Consider the following 16800-nt stretch of genomic DNA (forward strand, 5'->3'; position numbering starts at 1 on the left):
TGAGTCAAGACGTACTTTTCGCAACTGTAAAACCGATTGCTTGAAGCTCCTTCATCGCCATTTCCAGATCAACTTCTGGATTCAGCTCCATCATCATTTCTTTGGTGATGGAAGTATTCGTAAAGACATAACCAATTACATCAAGCGGGACTTTCACCTCGTAGTAGTCCTCTGCCCACTCCAGATAGTCTTCTGGGTTATCATATAGCATCCCAAGCAAAAAATCTGATCCGTCATCCAGCCCTTGGGGATTATGTACCTCTCCCGTTTTCCATACGTGATCAGCAGATTCTCGCCATAAGCAGAAAGTAACTTCCTCCTTGGTCAACGCTTCGTCATTGAGACGGTGAAGCAATGCGGGAGGGACTTGCTCATAGATACCAGGCCAAACCTCGTATTCTTCCCTAGCATGTGGACTCATTTCCGATTCATGATCGAATCCTTTTACAATGACGCCCTCGGGTGTGAATAGGATGTAAAGATCGTCGCCTGAACCGTTGCTAACGCTCGCGAATGTCGTGTTTTCATCCCAGTGCGGATCGAACTGATATCGGCGCAGCCATTCCTCTTCACACAATACGATATCCAGTGCGCTCAGGATAAGCAGACGCTGTTTTAATACTTCTGGCTCCAAGAAAGGCTTAGGCCAAATGTTCATGTTAGATTCTCCTTTAATTCCCTATATATTGTCAATAACCCGTCTAAATACTCGCCCCTGTCTAAGAGCTTCTCACCGATTGGCTCAGGCGGCATTTTCTCTGTACATCGGGGACAATCATAGCTGTTCTTATATGTATCGGATTCTGACTCCATATGTAAATAGGTGGCATTTAGCATGTAATTGAATTTCTCGCAAATAACTGTATGAGTTTACACAAAATCTTAACAGACTCGAGGACCTTGTTAGAATTTATCCAACAAGGTACTATACTCTATTCAACTAAGTTTACAGGAAATCGGTTCTTTAATTCTGACCATGTGGCGTTAAAAAATTCAGCCTTGTTCGTAAACCCAATATAATGCTCAAAATTTTCTTCGTCAAAAGTTGCATAATATACTCGTTGGAATATTAGAAAACCAATTTCTCGACTAATTTCGCGTTTTTACTATCATTAAACTGATATCTCAAATAATTCAACGCAAAAGGAATCCCCTTCAGGATAAAAGGCAAAGTGACCATCTGCCTTTTATCCTGAAGGGGACTTTTTTAGTTGTGATGGGATAACCATGCATATTGCTACCGTTATAGCCCATGTCCGCCTTTTCTTTTGTAGGACGATCAGTCATTTGCTTCACCTCTATTTTGTCTAGTAGGTTTAGAATCCTGCCGCTTATACGGATTGTCGACGTCATGCTGGATACCTTCCACATCGCCAATCATTGCGCCAGCAATCGTCAGAAAATCTTCGAACCCGACTTCAAAGTGACCATAGCGGAATTGATACCCCCAATTTCGATTCCCGCGCGTGAAGGTAAGCTGATCCAATAAAGTGGCAATTTTCACTTCGCGACACGGAATATAGCGGATATTCCGACGATACGGCACAAAGGATTCGGACATCGGATATTCGTAGATTTTGTCATCTGCCACTTGTCCAATGGCGGTAAATGCTTGAAGCACTTCCCCCTTAGACAAGTCTGTTCGTGGAGAGTAGTATATCAACCAATCACCAGGAGACATCCGACGCAATGGTGCCGACTTGCCATGGCAGAGCTGGGCGAATCCACCCAGCACCCCCCTTTTCACATGTGAAGCAGATACAACTCCAATCCAGTAGCGACTTTTCTCGATTGTTACATTCATCGGCATCGTTCCTATCCCTTCCTTCTTTAAAATTTATACGTTTGTATGAAGTACACCGAATCACGGATGAGTAAGTATTTTGCCATATAATCATCTTAACGTAACTATATAAAAACGTTACTGACAACAGTATGTCAGTAACGTTAGAAATATCTTTCAGGTCTACCTTCGACTTGATTTTCTGTTGGTTAAAGAAACGACTGGAATGCGCATGCGATGTTTTGCCAATCTCATCCTCCTTGGCTTGTTATCTCTACCATGTGAATAAACAGCCAGTCTTTGCCGAATTGCAAAGAAAAACACCCGTTACATTAACATCAATCGCGCGTTTCCATACTTCAAAGTCAAGCTGATCATCGTATCAATTCGGGTCGCAGAAAACTCATGCGCAGCAAACATTTCTTCCGCGGCGTTAAGGATCATTTCCTTAGTTCTGGCAGCGTCATACCTCTTTTTCTTTCTTTCTGCCATGTTGAACCTCGTTCATTAAAATATAACTAACTGGTTAGATTTATAAAAGGGGTTGGAATTTTCTAATCGGAGCGAATGGTCCAGTTTTCAACCAGTGAGATGCCACAAAGGCTCACTGGTTCTTTCTTCAATTACTGAAGTTCCGGAATTGCGTAGGTGTCATGCCTACCGTTTTGACAAACGTCCTTTGAAATTGGCTGACGCTTGAAAAACCGAGGCTGAAGCTAATCTTCGTCACAGAATGGATCGATCTTTTCAGAAGCCTTTTAGCCTCCTCCATTCGCAGCAGGAGTACGTACTGATATGGTGTGACACCCATCATCGCTTTAAAGGACCTTATAAAATGATATCGGCTTTGCAGGGCCATGAAAGCAAGCGTATCAACCCGGATATCATTCCGATAGTTCTCATGAATATATTCCAGAACCTTTCCCAATTGCGGATCGGAATAGTGGGCGGGTATCCTCACGGTGGGATTGGGATCGTTTTTGTGGTTGCCAGCTAAAGCGCCGAGTAAGTAAAAAAGCACCTGCGACTCCAATTCTTCCTGTGCAAGCCGATCTGCTGTGTCGCAAGTGAGAAGCGCGTTCGTCCAATTGCGGAACTTCTCTCGCATAAATTTGGGGTCGAATTTCTGCAGCACCGCAAATTCAAATTCTTCTTGTCCGGTTAGCTCCTTCAAGCTGTTTTGGTTGACTTTAAAAATGAGTACGCCCGACTGCGACCCGATCTCGAAAAAATGCTGCTCCTTTGGATGCTGCACTAGTCCGCCACCGTCCACTAGCCTGTAATGGCGATTTACTAGCGTGAACTGGCAATGACCAAATATCGGAATGGTAATTTGGATCTCGTTCTCGTGAATATGCGGATGATTGGAGAATTCCCCTTCGATCTGCCATAGTTCCAGATGCGGCGTTGAGACTTTAATAATCATATAATTCTCACCTATTTTCATTATAGCAATTATTGCACAATTTCAAAGCAATAATCACGGCGACAAGCTCTTCAGCCCATCGTTAAGATAGGAAAAAAGAAAGAGGTGAAATGAATGTCTCAACCTGCGACAGTTGGAACGGCCAGACAAACCGCCAACTTCATGCTACTGGGAGTCAGCATGGCACATTTGCTTAATGACGCAATGCAGAATATTGTGCCTGCCGCATTTCCTATTTTTCAAAAATCGATGCAACTCAGCTTTACCCAAATTGGGTGGGTCGCGTTTACTCTTAACCTGACGGCATCGGTACTTCAGCCACTGATCGGCTCTTATACAGACCGCAAACCAATGCCGGCATTGCTGCCCTTGGGCATGGTCTTCACGTTGCTTGGCATGATTGGTCTTGCTTTCTCGTCTGGTTTATGGATGCTGATTGTTTCCGCTGCATTCATAGGCGTCGGCTCTTCTGTGCTTCACCCGGAATCATCCCGCGTGGCACACCTTGCCGCAGGCAACAGCAAAGGACTCGCGCAATCGATCTTTCAGGTTGGCGGTAACACCGGACAGGCTCTTGCCCCGCTAATGGCGGCATATATCATTTCGCCGCAGGGACAGCTGGGGTTTCTGTGGTTTACGTTGCTGGCCCTCATTGGCATCGTGGTTCAGCGGTATGTAAGCAGATGGTACACCGGCCAAATCCATTTACAGAACAGGCCGGAGAGGCGCTCCTCTGGGGAAAGTGATTTTACGAGACCCAAGGTTTTCGTATTTTTCGTTCTGGGTACGTTGATCATGTTGCTGTTTTCCAAGTTCGTTTATCTGGCGGGCATGACAGGGTTCTATTCGTTTTATTACATGGAACGTTATCAGCTGCCGCTGGAAAGCGCCCAGATGTCCTTGTTCGCCCTGCAATTTTCGGGAATGTTGGGTACTTTGCTCGGAGGCCCGCTCGCAGATCGTTTCGGTCGAAAAAAGATCATCTGGTTTTCGATTCTCGGAACGGCACCGTTTTCTTTGTGGCTGCCTTACGCTGGTCCGGTCGCTTCTGTTTTTCTGTGCCTGGCGATTGGAGCCATTCTCATGTCGGGTTTTTCCGTCATCATCGTATATGCCCAGGAAATGCTTCCAGGCAAGGTGGGGACGATCGCAGGTTTGTTTTTCGGTCTTTCGTTCGGCATGGCCGGACTTGGCTCGGTTGTGCTCGGCTGGTTGATTGACCAGACCGGGGTGGCCTTCGTCATCCAACTATGCGCGTACTTACCGTTGATTGGCATACTCGCGTTACTCTTGCCAAAGGATTCCCGGTTGATGAGCCAGTAAGTTTTATTCAAAGTAAAAAACGGCGTCTATGCCTTTTTCGTTCTTGCTATATGATGAAGCATAGCGGGACAAGAGAACAGCCACATTTTCAGTATTTTAAACGGAAGTGTATCCCCCATCTACCAACAAACATCAAACTGGGGCCTGTAATGAAAGAAGCATCTTTGCTGGTTAAGAACAGAACGGCTTTCGCTACCTCCCACTGTTTTCTTGAGTTGCGGGTTGCAAGCCCTACCTCATCCTCTATAACTATCCATAAGCATCTCTCCATTTAGACAATATCTAGTCGTAACAAAGAAGATGCATTTAGTTAAAATACTTTCTATTTTCTTTTAGAAAAGTGAGATTAAGAAGCGATACTGTAAGAAACCCCAACAAATGTGGGGTTTCTCCTTTGTCTAAGCATTTCCGACAGGGGTGCCAGCCTGCAGTAGCATACTCGTTATTTTTCGCGGAGTTGAACCAGGTTAACGGGGATGTCTCAAATCTCGCTGATCTCCACTCTCTCGGTCTTCTTTCGGCGCCGCAGTTCATTGACACAATGGTTATATGCGATCCGGTGCAACCAGTTCCGATGAGTGTGTAATTGTCTTTGACAGAGAAGTACTACTATAATTGAAAGAATTTCAGGTAAGAGCGGACACAAAAACTATTTATTTTCTCAGAACATTAGGGAGAGGAGCCATACCATGCCAGATGTAACCTTTTACCGAAACGAAGCTTTGCCTTTCCTTGAAGCAAAACAATGCACGAAGAGTGATTTGACATACCAGAAGCATTTTCATGAGGAATATTCGATCGGATCGATTGATGAAGGAGAAACGAGCGCCTGGTGCGACGGAACAATGCATCAGGTTGAGGCTGGCAGAGTGATCAGTTTTCCGCTGTACATGCTGCACGCCTGTCATCCTGCGTCCCTCACAGTATGGAGATACAAGATGTTGTTCATCAAGCAGGATTGGCTGAAACAGTTGGAGCGAAGAGAACTGGAACAACTTCACATCCCGTTTTTACTAGAAGGAGATAAAAATCAATATTGCCGCCATCTGATTGCGGGGATTTTGACAACGCCCTCAGGAAAGCACTGTGCCTGAACAACGGTCATAAATGGTTTGGAACGGATAAAAAAACAGCGAGTGCTATTTCAGCACCCGCTATTTTTTATGGAACCATCCATGACAGTAAATTGGACTGCAAATACGTGATAATACCGATTATTACAACCAAGAGTAAACTGTGTTTCACTGTAAAGCGGAATAAATCAGATTCTTTTCCGGCGAGTCCTACCGCAGCACAGGCAACGGCAATCGACTGCGGCGAAATCATTTTACCCGCTACACCACCGCTCGTATTGGCTGCAAGGGCCAAAACAGGTTCCATTCCCACTGAAGTTGCTGTGACTTTTTGCAGATTTCCAAACAGCAGGTTGGAAGAAGTATCTGAGCCAGTAATAAACACCCCTAACCAGCCAAGGAACGGAGAGAAGAACGGGAATAACATCCCCGTGCCTGCCAACGCCATCCCCAGTGTGGTACTCATTCCGGAAGCGTTTGCAACATAGGCAAAACCGACAACAGACGCAATCGTGAGCAGCGGAAATTTCAGCTCGTTCAATGTCTCGCCAAAAGTGGCAAGCCAATCTCTCCAAGAGATGCTGACGATAAATTTGGTTACGATGGCAGCAAGCAATATCGCTGTTCCGGCTGCTGCCAATACTTCCAATTTGAAGAGAGCAGCAATCGGTTTTCCATTCACATCGATAATCAGGTTATGCAGACCAGGGACCTCAGGCGTGAAGCTTAAAGCTTTGCCAATGGGATTGAGACAGTTAAATAAAAGATTAGCCCCTTCATATTTGCCGACCAGCGCTTTTTTCACAGTCGGAATCCCCCAGATAGAGATAAAGGCGGTCAATACCAGGAAGGGAGACCATGCCTTGAATATTTGTCCGGTTGTAAAGGGAGCTTTGCTGTTCTTGATCGCTTGTGAAGCGGCTGCTACTTCTGCGGTAGCTGCTTGTTCCGAGGCAAAACGGAAAATCGTTTTCGGTTTCCAAACTTTTAAGAACAAGGTTAACGCAACCAAAGAAACCAGTGCAGATAAAATGTCAGGAAGCTCCGGCCCCATAAAATTGGATGTGACGTATTGTGTCAAGGAGAAAGAAATGCCGGAAACTAGGATCGCTGGAAGCACTTCAAGAGCCTTTTTAAATCCAGACATGATCACAACCAGATAGAAGGGAACAAAAACAGATAGGATAGGCAGCTGGCGGCCGACCATTTTGGATATTTCCATGGCTGGAACGCCCGTGGGACCTTCCATGGCGATAATCGGAATTCCGATCGCGCCAAAAGCAACCGGTGCCGTATTGGCAATTAGGCAAAGACCCGCGGCATACAAAGGATGAAAACCCAAGCCGACAAGAAGCGCAGCAGAAATCGCTACAGGAGCGCCAAAACCGGCAGCCCCTTCAAGAAAGGCTCCAAAAGAAAAGGCGACAAGAAGCGCCTGCAGACGGCGGTCTTCCGTGATCGATAAGACAGAGCTGCGGATAATATCAAATTGCCCTGTCTTCACCGTGAGCTTGTACAAAAATACTGAGGAAATGATGATCCATCCGATGGGTAGAATACCATAAACGGCTCCTTGCACCGAAGACATTATCGCTATTCCCGCAGGCATGCGATACACCAATACGGCAACTAGGATCACCATCAGTAAAGTGGTCAGCCCTGCCATATAGCCTTTCATACGTTTGATCGCAAGCGCCCAGAAAAAATAAAGAATGGGAATAAGCGCAACAAGCGCAGAGATTCCGAGACTCCCCCCAACAGGAGTAAAAACTTGCGTCCATGTCATGGTTTCCACCTCTTTTTTATTCTTTTCATTTGAAAGCGGTTTCGGAAATGAAATTTTAAAATGGCTTGATATCCCCCTTACGAACTTATATTTACCCGACAGTCAAAGTGTCACCATCTGATATGGTCATCTGATGTCTTCTATTCGACAGTTCTCATTATATGTACCCCTGTTTTTTTTGACAAGTATTTTTTGAATATTCGAAACTGGTGGTTTAAAAGTTGAATGATTTCCCTTTTCCACTCGCAACCAATGCCAAAAAGAATGCAGCCTTGACAACTAACTGACAATTCAGCTAGTATGAACTCATCAGATGACCCTAAGAAAGTAACGCGTGAATGCAGAATGAAAGCGATACCAAAATTCAAAGTACGTAAAACGTACGAAGAAGTATCCGACTACATCAAAGATCAAATTATGAATGGAGTTTACAAACCTGGAGATCGCCTGCCTTCTCTTCGCGAATTCAGCGAGCTTTTCGGAGTCGGTCAGTCAACCATGCGAGAGGCAATCAGTGCACTCAAAACGATGGGTCTTGTGACCATTCGTCAGGGGGAAGGTACTTTTGTCACCCGCTTAAATCCAGATGAGGTATTGTCAGGATTTGAACCGATTCAACCTGTCACGGAACAAGACATCATGTCACTCTTGGAGGTTCGGAAGATCATTGAGACGGGAATCGTTCAACTGGCCGCCGAGAGACGTTCTAATGAAGATTTGCAACGCATCGAGGATGCGTTGAAAGAAATGGAAGCCGCAGTTTCAAATGGAGATTTAGGAGAAAAGGCCGACTGGAAATTTCATTACGAAATCGCCAAAGCTTGTCATAACTCGGTTCTGGAATCGATTATGCAATCCATATCTGAAACCATGAGCAAGGCATTAAAGGCAAGCCGCGAAAAAATGTTTCAAACGAAAGGAAATCCGGAACGGCTCCTGGCTGAACACAAGGAAATTTTCAAGGCGATCGCCAACAAAAATTCAAAAAGAGCCGAAGAATCCATGCTCTACCACCTGCTTGGCGTAGAAAAAGAGATGTTTGATTAAGATCAAACATTTTCTTTTTAACCAAGTCATCAGATGACATCATGACCATATAGATTATAGATCATTATGGCTAACACATTCGAAAGGGAGCTGAATGAATGAAAGTATCAATGTTTATTACTTGTCTATCAGATGCTTTTTATCCTAAAGTGGGCGAAGCAATGGCACGACTTCTCGCCAGATATGGCATCAAGCTGGATTTTCCCGAACTGCAAGTGTGTTGCGGCCAACCAGCTTTTAACAGCGGGTTTTGGGATACCGCTAGAGAAGGCGCAAAAACAATTATTCATGCATTCGCAGACAGCGATTTTGTGGTTGCTCCATCCGGTTCGTGTATCGGGATGATTCATCACCACTACCCTACTCTATTTAAAGAAGATCCGAAATATCTGGCAATGGCCCATGATCTCATTGGTAAAAGCTATGAGTTCTCGCAGTTTCTCGTTCATGTGCTCGGGGTGACGGATATCGGTGCCCTCTTCCCCCACCGCGTCACCTATCATCCCTCCTGCCACGGCAGCCGTTTACTTGGCGTCAAAGACGAGCCTCACATTCTGCTCTCCCAGGTAAAAGGCTTGGAGTTCGTGCCCCTTCCTTTTGCGGAAGATTGCTGCGGATTCGGAGGAACTTTTGCCATAAAGGTCTCCGACATCTCCGGTGCGATGGTTACGGAAAAAGCAGAACATGTGCTGGAAACCAAAGCAGAAGTCCTGGTGGGCCTTGATATGGGCTGTCTAACAAATATCTCCGGACGTTTACACCATGCTGGACATCCGATTCGCGTAATGCATCTGGCAGAGCTATTGTATGAAGGGGTGAAAGAGAGGGTATGAACGCAAAAACATCCTCAACCGCAACTTTAAATGAACGCGCACAAACTGCACTAAACGATAATTTTTTACGAAATGCCGTAAAATTCACAACAGAAAGACTAAGAACAAACAAAGTTTCAGCAACTGACGAGTTGGGTAACTGGGAAGAATGGCGTGAACAAGGACGGCAGATTCGCCTGCATACAATTGCACACTTAGACTACTACCTGTCGCTGTTCGTAAATAATGTGCGAGCGTTAGGTGGGCATGTACATTTCGCCTCTGATGCCAAAGAAGCTATAGAAATCACAATGAATATCGTGAAAGAAAAACATACTCGATCCGTTGTCAAATCAAAATCGATGCTTTCTGAAGAAGTGCATATTAATCAAGTGTTTGAACAACATGGAATCGAAGTGGTGGAAACGGACTTAGGAGAATATATTATTCAACTCGCTGGTGAGACTCCCTCCCATATAATCATTCCCGCCATTCACAAAAACAAAGAGCAAGTAGCAGAGCTATTTTCAAACGTGGCTGGAAAGCGCTTACCAGCAGATACTGCTGTTCTGGCAGGCTTTGCCCGATCCAAGCTGCGGGAGAAATTCCTTGAGGCCGATATTGGGATGACTGGATGCAACTTTGCTATCGCGGAAACAGGCTCCATTGCATTGTTTTCCAATGAAGGAAATGCCCGCATGGTAAGCACGGTTCCTAAAACACAGATCACCTTCATGGGCATGGAAAGAATCATTCCCTCTTTGGAAGATCTTGAAGTAATGGCTACCTTGCTGCCGCGTGCCGCTACAGGGCAAAAGCTGACGGTATACATGTCGTTGATAAATGGGCCTCGCCGCTCAGATGACTCCGACGGACCAGAGGAGTTACACGTAGTAATTATTGACAACGGCCGTTCTAAGCAGCTGGGAGATCCCGAATTTCAGGAGGTTTTAAACTGCATCCGCTGCGGAGCATGTCTAAATGCTTGCCCTGTCTATCGACATGTAGGCGGACATGCGTATGGTTGGGTGTACAGTGGTCCGATTGGCGCCGTACTGACTCCTCTCCTGCATGAAGACAAGGAATTAGCGAATGCATCCAGCCTATGTGGGGCCTGCTATGAAGCCTGTCCCGTCAAAATACCGCTGCATGATATGTTCGTCTATCAGCGTAGACGAAATGTGGAAGAAGCTTTGACAAAGAAAGCGGAACAACTGGGAATGAAAGCCTTTAAATTTATTTCTTCCAACCACAGGCTGTTCCATCGAATTCTGCGAATCAGCCAACTGGGACAAAAGCCTTTTGTCAAAGGTGGAGTGATCACAGCCAAAATCGGACCTTTAAAGGGTTGGAATACCTATCGTTATGCACCAAAACTTGCCCAACACTCCTTCCGGGATACGTGGAAAGCGCTTGATACTGAACTTCAGTTTGAATTGCAAGAAATGGGTCCGGAAATGAAAGATCGTCTAGCCGACATCCTGAAAAAACGGGGGGACACACATGAGTCACAGTGAAAAAGAAGCACAATTCTTCAACACGATCGCAAATCGGTTAGGCAGAAGCCGGATGACCACTCCTCCCCCACAACCCGTTCGCGGTGTTCCGGACTTTTGGAAAATGTACCATCTCAGCTCTGATGAAAGAATAGACCTATTTATTAAAAATTGGGAGATGCTTGGTGGTGTCGCTAAACGCTTTTCTTCTCCAGAAGCGCTTTGCTCATATATCGCTGAAGTAGTCCAAACCTTTGAAGCAAAACGAATCATTCACGAAGACCACGCCCTTTTTCAAAGCATGCACCAGGACGGCTCAGTTAATGGTGTAGAGATGACGATATGGCGGAAACAGGAAGAATCTGATTTGCTGAGTAAAGCGGCGCATGCTGATATTGGGATTTCTATTGCAGATTTTGCTATTGCCCATACTGGCACAATCGTAATGACTTCAGCAGCGTCAAAAGGCCGCTCTCTCAGCCTACTGCCCACCATTTTTATGGCTGTCATTCGAACTGAAAATATCAAAACACGTATGGGTGAAGCTCTACAGGAAATCAACAAATGGAATAACGTCAAAATGCCTGCGGGCGTTCACTTTATTTCCGGTCCCAGCCGTTCAGCCGATATTGAGAATGACTTAACCATTGGCGTTCACGGTCCAGGAATTGTTCACGCACTTATCCTTGAAGAAGAGACCAAAGCATAAATGGAATCACAGACGAATGCCCGATGGAAGGGTGCTACCGGATCGAATGTTCAGTAAAGCAGTGGTAAGTCTAGGACTTTATTTTCTCGTCCAAGACTACCACTGTTTTGATTTTACTGTTCAGTCTACATCCTTCTGCCCTAATATCCTTTCATGCCTCGATTGTTTGTAGAAGATGTTTAAAGTGTTTGACCATTATCGATTGTAAAAACTTGGCCTGTAACAGATTCTTGAGTCAGTTGAAAAAGAATAGCCTCTGCAATATCATTAGGTGTTGAAATTCTCTTAAGTGGTAAATTGCCTGTAAGTTTATACATCTTTTCTTCATGACCAGACCACCACCTTGTATCAACTGCACCAGGAGATATACAATTCACTCTGATATAAGGTGCTAATGCGATCGCTAACGACCTTGTCATTGTGTGGATTGCTGATTTTGTTGCTGCATATGGGATAGATGAGCCTATTCCGGTCGTTCCTGCAACGCTTCCTATATTAACAATTACACCCGATTGTTGCTTTTTCATATAAGGGACAACAGCTTTTATGCAATGAAACATCCCTTTTACATTTACATTGAGAAGGGAATCCCACACTTCATCTGTTACGGCGACTAAGTCATCCATAGCTATTTGAGCCGTAATACTCGCATTGTTTACTAAACCATCGACCTTCCCAAATGTTGAAACAGTTTGGGATACCATATTGATCACTTCGTTTTCTATCGCTACATTCGCTCTATAAGCAAATGCTGCTCCCCCTTTCTGTGTAATTTCATTGACGACTTCGGCAGCTTCTTTTCCCGATCGGCTATAATTAATAACAACTTTTGCACCAGCAGCAGCTAATTTCAAAGCGGTTGCTCTACCAATACCAGTACCACCGCCTGTTATAATAACTACTTTATCTTTTAATTCCACTCTAAATCTTCCTTACTTTGTTTCATTTATATGTTCTATTATGCTTTTATTAATATGAGGAGTATAATTCTGAATAATGAAGAAGGTATCATTTTAAATGATACCAATGAGAGGAATGTTATTCTTGGAAAGTCATGATTTGTGGATTTTTAAACATGTTGCAGAACTGCAATCAGTATCTAGAGCCGCAGAAAAATTGGGCTATGTACAACCTAATGTCAGTCAGCGAATTAAGGGCTTAGAAGATGAACTAGGTGCTAGATTATTTGTGCGTAATAATAGAGGAGTAACATTGACCGAGGAAGGAAAAGTTTTATTAGATTATACAAATCAAATTATAAAATTAATGGATGAAGCCAAGTCATTAATTAACCCCCAAAAATGGAGGGAACCTTTAACAATTGGTGCATCCCAAACGATTTCTGCAGTTAGAATTCCTCAGCTATTTTCTTCTTTTTTAAAGGAACATAAAAATATCGATGTAAAAGTAAAAACACATGATAAGAAAAAGTTACAGGAAATGCTTTCCTATGGAGAACTTGATGGTATTTTTATAAATGATGCATATAATTACCCACAGTTCGAAACCGTTTATAGTTATTTTGAGAAACTCGTACTCGTTTTACCTCAATATAGTCATTTTGAAAAGAAGCATGAACAAACGTTAATTGTTAATAGTGATCCAAATTGCATATATAGAAACAAAACATTAGAATTTTCCAAGGAGAATAACTTTTATGATCCGACGATCATGGAGTTTGATTCACTTGAATCTATTCTGCAAGCAGTTCAAGATGGGCTTGGTATCAGTATAATACCGGCAGACGTTGCAAAAAATCGAACAGAAGTACAATTAATTCGATATAAAGAACTGTCTGAAACAATCAAGATTGATTTTCTAATCAAACATAGAAAACAGCAACCACAAGGTCTAAAAAAATTTATTCAGTTTTTAAAGAGAAAATAATTATGGTAATAGTCTATTGCATCTAATTTCCGTAACATCTTGGTGCTGATTGATCCCAAGGAGCTGCAACATATACCTCTAGTATTAATCCCCCTCTCCCTTCGTGAAGCTTCTGTTTTTCATTCCACACACTCCTTTTCAAAAATTACACAACAGGTTTTCTTTCCGGTATACCGACTATCTAAATTTTGGAGAGGTGAACCCCTCTTTTTCCTCCATAAGCCCTTGACTTTCACATTAGCGTGAACGTTTAGACTACATGCAGTAAGATAACTCATCCACTCAAGGAGGAACAAAAATGAACAACAACTATACAGGGAAAAAAGCAGTCGTAACTGGGGGGACACATGGTATGGGCTTGGCTGTGGCAAAAGCTTTGCTTGCAGGCGGCGCCGAGGTCATCGTCTCTGGTCGCAATCCGAAAAATGCGGAAGAAGCAAAACGTGAGCTGGGAGAACGGGCACATGTTGTGGTGTCTGATGTATCGAGCATGAAGGATGTGCAAGCATTCGGAGAGTATGTTGAAAAGCATTTTGGCAAGATCGATTTTCTCCATGTAAATGCAGGCACTTCCATTCTGGAACCGTTTTTGGAAGTCAATGAAGAGACCTACGATCGAATTTTTGAGGTAAATACGAAAGGGGCATTTTTCACCGTTCAGCGATTAGCGCCACTTATTCATGAAGGCGGTTCGATCGTATTTACATCTTCCGTAGCAGATGAAGGCGGCTACCCCGGCATGAGCGTATATAGTGCATCCAAAGCGGCATTGCGTTCCTTGGCCTCCAGCTTTGCGGTGGAGTTGCTAGACAAGGGCATTCGCGTCAATGTCGTGAGTCCCGGTTTCATTGATACACCTTCCATGGGAGTGGCCGGTTTCACAGATGCAGAACGCGTTACCTTCCAGGAGCTTGGCGACAAGGTTACACCCATGAAACGTCATGGCTCATCAGAAGAAGTGGCGAAAGCCGTGCTTTTCCTCGCTTTTGACGCTACCTTTACGACTGGTTCGAGGCTAGCTGTGGATGGTGGCATCGGACAAAACTTGCATTCCTTGTAAAAAGACGGCCCCGGAGCAGTTGATCGCTTCGGGGCCATGACTATGAACTAGTTCGTAACCTTTTTTCCACGTGTAATGGATATTTGCCTCTCCAGCGTTTTTTTCCACTCGTGGAGTGCCTCAATCTGTTCATTCACTTTGCTGAGCTTTTGTTCGTAAATCGCCAGCATTTCCTCGCAATATTCGTAATCGTCGGGAGATGCCACTTCCCCTCGGAACACCAATCTGATTTCATCTGCTGTTAAGCCCAGCTTCAAGTACAGTTGAATCATCTTGACACGGTTGACTGCCGATTCATTGAAATAACGGTAATCATTTTCCAGTCGTTCTGCCTGTAGCAAGCCCTTTTCTTCATAATGGCGTATTGACCGGGTACTGACATTGGTTAATTGTGATAATTCGCTTATTTTCACGCAGCAAAGATCCTCCTCGTATGAGATTGCTATCCCAATTATATGCCAGAATGTCAGCGTATCCATATCGTTTTTGATTACGAATCTCTATTTCATTTCTCATCATACTAAATGAGGTAATAAAATGAGACTACCAGTCAGCAAGTATAGCGCTACTGGAAGTCTCATCTTCCCTTTTTTCTTTGTTTTTTCCTACAGCTATACTACCATTTTTTCTTAGGTGGACATATCGATTTGCAAGGTGGCGGAAATGTCGGTTTTGGTGGTGGTGTCGTTGGAATAGGAACTTGTTGATCTTGCAAAACCTTCAGACCAATACGCAGGACGATTTTTTCACGGACGGTCGAGAATGTTTTGGTTGTATCTTTGCATCGCTTATTTTCTAAACCGATGTCTAATTCGGTGAATTCCGTGAATAACAGCTCACAATACGGTCTCTCATTGTAAACTTTCCGGTTGCCGAACAAACCTACGTTAATCTTTGCCGCATGACCTGATTTATTCAAATATTCTCCGTGTGACTCAAAATCTGGCGCCAGTTGCAATGTCGGTCCTGCAGCCGGAAAGGTAAGTTCCGTACAGAAATCGAATGGTACCAACGCCGTTGTATGTCGAACATCACCGCATACAGCAGTTCCCGTTACTTGATCGATTGTGGTGTACTCTATATTTTTGCGAATAAAACCAGTGACGAACAAATTTGCTGAATGTGGGCTGAACGTAGGAACCAACTCACACTGCTCCAGAATGACACTCTTTAATACCCGAATGATCTCAAGTGCAGGCTTCTCCAAATGGACATCTGCCTCCACACATACGACAACAGCCGTTTCTGCCAATGTTACAGGTACTTTAATCGTTTTAGGAAAAGTGGTTTCGGTTGAAGCCATTCCGAACACACGGGCCTTTTCCACTGAACAACTGTTTTTCGTAACTTGAGATTGGCCACAATTACAGCCTTCGCCATGTATACCCATTTTTACTCTCTCCTTTATCAGCCACCTACTCTCTTTATATTATATGGACTAGACACAATATGGATTTGGCTAATGCCAAGCGTTATTTGCCCTTTTTCTAGAACAGACTGTTTACCGTTTTCGTTATGTATGGAGGCGGAACGGGAACCAGCTGCTTCCGATACCACCATACACGACCGCTAATGGTTGCCAAGCCGCTGAACTCCTTCCATACTGATTGCGAATGGGTGAGCGGATCTGCTGTGATGTTGATTTGCCAATCCCCCGTCTCTATCCATCGATTCGTTGGACAAGTTGGTGCTGGATGAAGAATGGCACTTGTTGCAACATTTTCTTTGGGCAAGGAAGGGCGTAATACGGTAGCGGTAAATGGAATGCGATTCGTTTCATGCTCTACTTTTTGCGAATGGACAGTGACCCCCAAAGCCTGGATTTCCAACTTCCCTGACAGCCAGACAATCTTTTTACGATCATCATGCCGAACGTGCTGGACATCGATCTTACTTTGGCATTCCACCTCTTTCCACTCAAGCTTCCATGGCACGCGTAAGGAATGGACCCACTCTACGTCCCAAATTTCTTCTAAAAAAGCAACCTGCATAAACGATTGCCCCACGTTTTCCACGTAGACTACTTTTGCTTGAATCAGTTCTTGCTCGGATCTGTTGTTTTCTTCTGTAAGAGACTTGGCCTCCGTGGAAGTTGGAGTCGTGAGAGAAGTGGACTGCGGTGTGACTTGTTCAGTAGCTGTCTGCTTGGCTGGAGGTAACGGCGCAAGCTTTCGTTTACGCTTAGGTTTCTTGGAGCGATACAATTTCTGCTTATCCATGGCACTTACCTGAGGCTTCATCTGTTCCTTTGGTGTGACAAAGAGGAGCGGGAGTGATGCTCTCGACTTTTGCAAGGCTTCTCGCTGGTTAAGAATTGGTCTTCTATGCTTCGGACTTCTCTTGTCGTTCGGCATGTTCTCACTCCTTTCCATCAAAATTCGCCTTCTATTATCCATAC

17 protein-coding genes are annotated in these 16800 nt (G+C 44.3%); 8 read left to right on the forward strand and 9 right to left on the reverse strand.

Going from position 1 to position 16800, the window contains the following annotated elements:
• Positions 1-4: 4 nt before the first annotated feature.
• The 4 genes from BBR47_RS15405 to BBR47_RS15415 form a co-directional block, all read right to left on the reverse strand.
• A complete protein-coding gene (locus BBR47_RS15405) occupies positions 5-658 on the reverse strand; it encodes a hypothetical protein (protein ID WP_015891338.1) in 654 nt (217 codons plus the stop codon).
• A gap of 621 nt (positions 659-1279) precedes the next feature.
• Positions 1280-1804, reverse strand: a complete 525-nt coding sequence (locus tag BBR47_RS15410; RefSeq protein WP_015891340.1) for an EVE domain-containing protein — start codon at positions 1802-1804, stop codon at positions 1280-1282.
• Positions 1805-2110: 306 nt separating this feature from the next.
• Positions 2111-2275, reverse strand: a complete 165-nt coding sequence (locus tag BBR47_RS30915; protein ID WP_015891341.1) for a hypothetical protein — start codon at positions 2273-2275, stop codon at positions 2111-2113.
• A 127-nt stretch (positions 2276-2402) separates the two neighbouring features.
• Positions 2403-3209, reverse strand: coding sequence for a helix-turn-helix domain-containing protein (locus BBR47_RS15415; protein WP_015891342.1), 807 nt, complete (start codon positions 3207-3209; stop codon positions 2403-2405).
• A 114-nt stretch (positions 3210-3323) separates the two neighbouring features.
• Here BBR47_RS15415 and BBR47_RS15420 point away from each other — a divergent pair, with 114 nt between their 5' ends.
• Positions 3324-4532 (forward strand): MFS transporter, encoded by a 1209-nt coding sequence (locus BBR47_RS15420; protein ID WP_015891343.1) that lies wholly within the window; start codon positions 3324-3326, stop codon positions 4530-4532.
• A gap of 689 nt (positions 4533-5221) precedes the next feature.
• Positions 5222-5626, forward strand: coding sequence for an AraC family ligand binding domain-containing protein (locus tag BBR47_RS15425; RefSeq protein WP_015891344.1), 405 nt, complete (start codon positions 5222-5224; stop codon positions 5624-5626).
• Positions 5627-5693: 67 nt separating this feature from the next.
• Here BBR47_RS15425 and BBR47_RS15430 read toward each other — a convergent pair whose 3' ends face one another.
• On the reverse strand, positions 5694-7391 hold the full coding sequence (locus BBR47_RS15430; protein ID WP_015891345.1) for an L-lactate permease: 1698 nt from the start codon (positions 7389-7391) through the stop codon (positions 5694-5696).
• A gap of 345 nt (positions 7392-7736) precedes the next feature.
• Here BBR47_RS15430 and BBR47_RS15435 point away from each other — a divergent pair, with 345 nt between their 5' ends.
• The 4 genes from BBR47_RS15435 (at position 7737) to BBR47_RS15450 (ending at position 11455) form a co-directional block, all read left to right on the forward strand.
• Positions 7737-8438: a FadR/GntR family transcriptional regulator gene (locus BBR47_RS15435; RefSeq protein ID WP_015891346.1), complete on the forward strand. Its 702-nt coding sequence runs from the start codon at positions 7737-7739 to the stop codon at positions 8436-8438.
• Between the two features lie 98 nt (positions 8439-8536).
• Positions 8537-9271, forward strand: a complete 735-nt coding sequence (locus BBR47_RS15440; RefSeq protein WP_015891347.1) for a (Fe-S)-binding protein — start codon at positions 8537-8539, stop codon at positions 9269-9271.
• Positions 9268-10767, forward strand: a complete 1500-nt coding sequence (locus BBR47_RS15445) for a LutB/LldF family L-lactate oxidation iron-sulfur protein (RefSeq protein ID WP_015891348.1) — start codon at positions 9268-9270, stop codon at positions 10765-10767. The genes BBR47_RS15440 and BBR47_RS15445 overlap by 4 nt, the downstream gene beginning before the upstream one ends.
• Entirely contained in the window at positions 10754-11455 is a 702-nt protein-coding gene (locus tag BBR47_RS15450) for a LutC/YkgG family protein (protein ID WP_015891349.1), read from the forward strand. The genes BBR47_RS15445 and BBR47_RS15450 overlap by 14 nt, the downstream gene beginning before the upstream one ends.
• A gap of 179 nt (positions 11456-11634) precedes the next feature.
• Here the strand turns inward: BBR47_RS15450 and BBR47_RS15455 are convergent, their stop codons facing one another.
• Complete coding sequence (locus BBR47_RS15455) at positions 11635-12375, reverse strand: SDR family NAD(P)-dependent oxidoreductase (RefSeq protein WP_015891350.1); 741 nt, start codon at positions 12373-12375, stop codon at positions 11635-11637.
• A 124-nt stretch (positions 12376-12499) separates the two neighbouring features.
• Between BBR47_RS15455 and BBR47_RS15460 the strand changes: the two genes are divergently transcribed.
• Both BBR47_RS15460 and BBR47_RS15465 read left to right on the forward strand, forming a co-directional pair.
• Positions 12500-13342, forward strand: coding sequence for a LysR family transcriptional regulator (locus tag BBR47_RS15460; protein WP_041749873.1), 843 nt, complete (start codon positions 12500-12502; stop codon positions 13340-13342).
• A gap of 298 nt (positions 13343-13640) precedes the next feature.
• Positions 13641-14402: an SDR family oxidoreductase gene (locus BBR47_RS15465; RefSeq protein ID WP_015891352.1), complete on the forward strand. Its 762-nt coding sequence runs from the start codon at positions 13641-13643 to the stop codon at positions 14400-14402.
• Positions 14403-14449: 47 nt separating this feature from the next.
• On the opposite strand, the gene BBR47_RS15470 is transcribed toward BBR47_RS15465, so the two are convergent.
• The 3 genes from BBR47_RS15470 to BBR47_RS15480 form a co-directional block, all read right to left on the reverse strand.
• Positions 14450-14815 carry a MerR family transcriptional regulator gene (locus BBR47_RS15470; RefSeq protein WP_015891353.1) on the reverse strand — a complete coding sequence of 122 codons (366 nt, stop codon included), beginning with the start codon at positions 14813-14815 and terminating at the stop codon, positions 14450-14452.
• 203 nt (positions 14816-15018) lie between these two features.
• Positions 15019-15792: a CsxC family protein gene (locus BBR47_RS15475; RefSeq protein WP_015891354.1), complete on the reverse strand. Its 774-nt coding sequence runs from the start codon at positions 15790-15792 to the stop codon at positions 15019-15021.
• Between the two features lie 97 nt (positions 15793-15889).
• Entirely contained in the window at positions 15890-16756 is an 867-nt protein-coding gene (locus tag BBR47_RS15480) for a hypothetical protein (protein WP_015891355.1), read from the reverse strand.
• Positions 16757-16800 lie beyond the last annotated feature (44 nt).

The sequence above is a fragment of the Brevibacillus brevis NBRC 100599 genome (assembly GCF_000010165.1).
In the GTDB taxonomy this organism is placed as follows: Bacteria; Bacillota; Bacilli; order Brevibacillales; family Brevibacillaceae; genus Brevibacillus; species Brevibacillus brevis_D.

Excerpts from the sequence above, each read along its gene's own strand:
- BBR47_RS15415 (WP_015891342.1), bottom strand. The coding sequence starts at position 3,209 with ATGATTATTAAAGTCTCAACGCCGCATCTGGAACTATGGCAGATCGAA.
- BBR47_RS30915 (WP_015891341.1), bottom strand. The coding sequence starts at position 2,275 with ATGGCAGAAAGAAAGAAAAAGAGGTATGACGCTGCCAGAACTAAGGAA.
- BBR47_RS15425 (WP_015891344.1), top strand. The coding sequence starts at position 5,222 with ATGCCAGATGTAACCTTTTACCGAAACGAAGCTTTGCCTTTCCTTGAA.
- BBR47_RS15480 (WP_015891355.1), bottom strand. The coding sequence starts at position 16,756 with ATGCCGAACGACAAGAGAAGTCCGAAGCATAGAAGACCAATTCTTAAC.
- BBR47_RS15440 (WP_015891347.1), top strand. The coding sequence starts at position 8,537 with ATGAAAGTATCAATGTTTATTACTTGTCTATCAGATGCTTTTTATCCT.
- BBR47_RS15430 (WP_015891345.1), bottom strand. The coding sequence starts at position 7,391 with ATGACATGGACGCAAGTTTTTACTCCTGTTGGGGGGAGTCTCGGAATC.
- BBR47_RS15450 (WP_015891349.1), top strand. The coding sequence starts at position 10,754 with ATGAGTCACAGTGAAAAAGAAGCACAATTCTTCAACACGATCGCAAAT.
- BBR47_RS15445 (WP_015891348.1), top strand. The coding sequence starts at position 9,268 with ATGAACGCAAAAACATCCTCAACCGCAACTTTAAATGAACGCGCACAA.
- BBR47_RS15405 (WP_015891338.1), bottom strand. The coding sequence starts at position 658 with ATGAACATTTGGCCTAAGCCTTTCTTGGAGCCAGAAGTATTAAAACAG.
- BBR47_RS15420 (WP_015891343.1), top strand. The coding sequence starts at position 3,324 with ATGTCTCAACCTGCGACAGTTGGAACGGCCAGACAAACCGCCAACTTC.
- BBR47_RS15465 (WP_015891352.1), top strand. The coding sequence starts at position 13,641 with ATGAACAACAACTATACAGGGAAAAAAGCAGTCGTAACTGGGGGGACA.
- BBR47_RS15435 (WP_015891346.1), top strand. The coding sequence starts at position 7,737 with ATGAAAGCGATACCAAAATTCAAAGTACGTAAAACGTACGAAGAAGTA.
- BBR47_RS15475 (WP_015891354.1), bottom strand. The coding sequence starts at position 15,792 with ATGGGTATACATGGCGAAGGCTGTAATTGTGGCCAATCTCAAGTTACG.
- BBR47_RS15410 (WP_015891340.1), bottom strand. The coding sequence starts at position 1,804 with ATGAATGTAACAATCGAGAAAAGTCGCTACTGGATTGGAGTTGTATCT.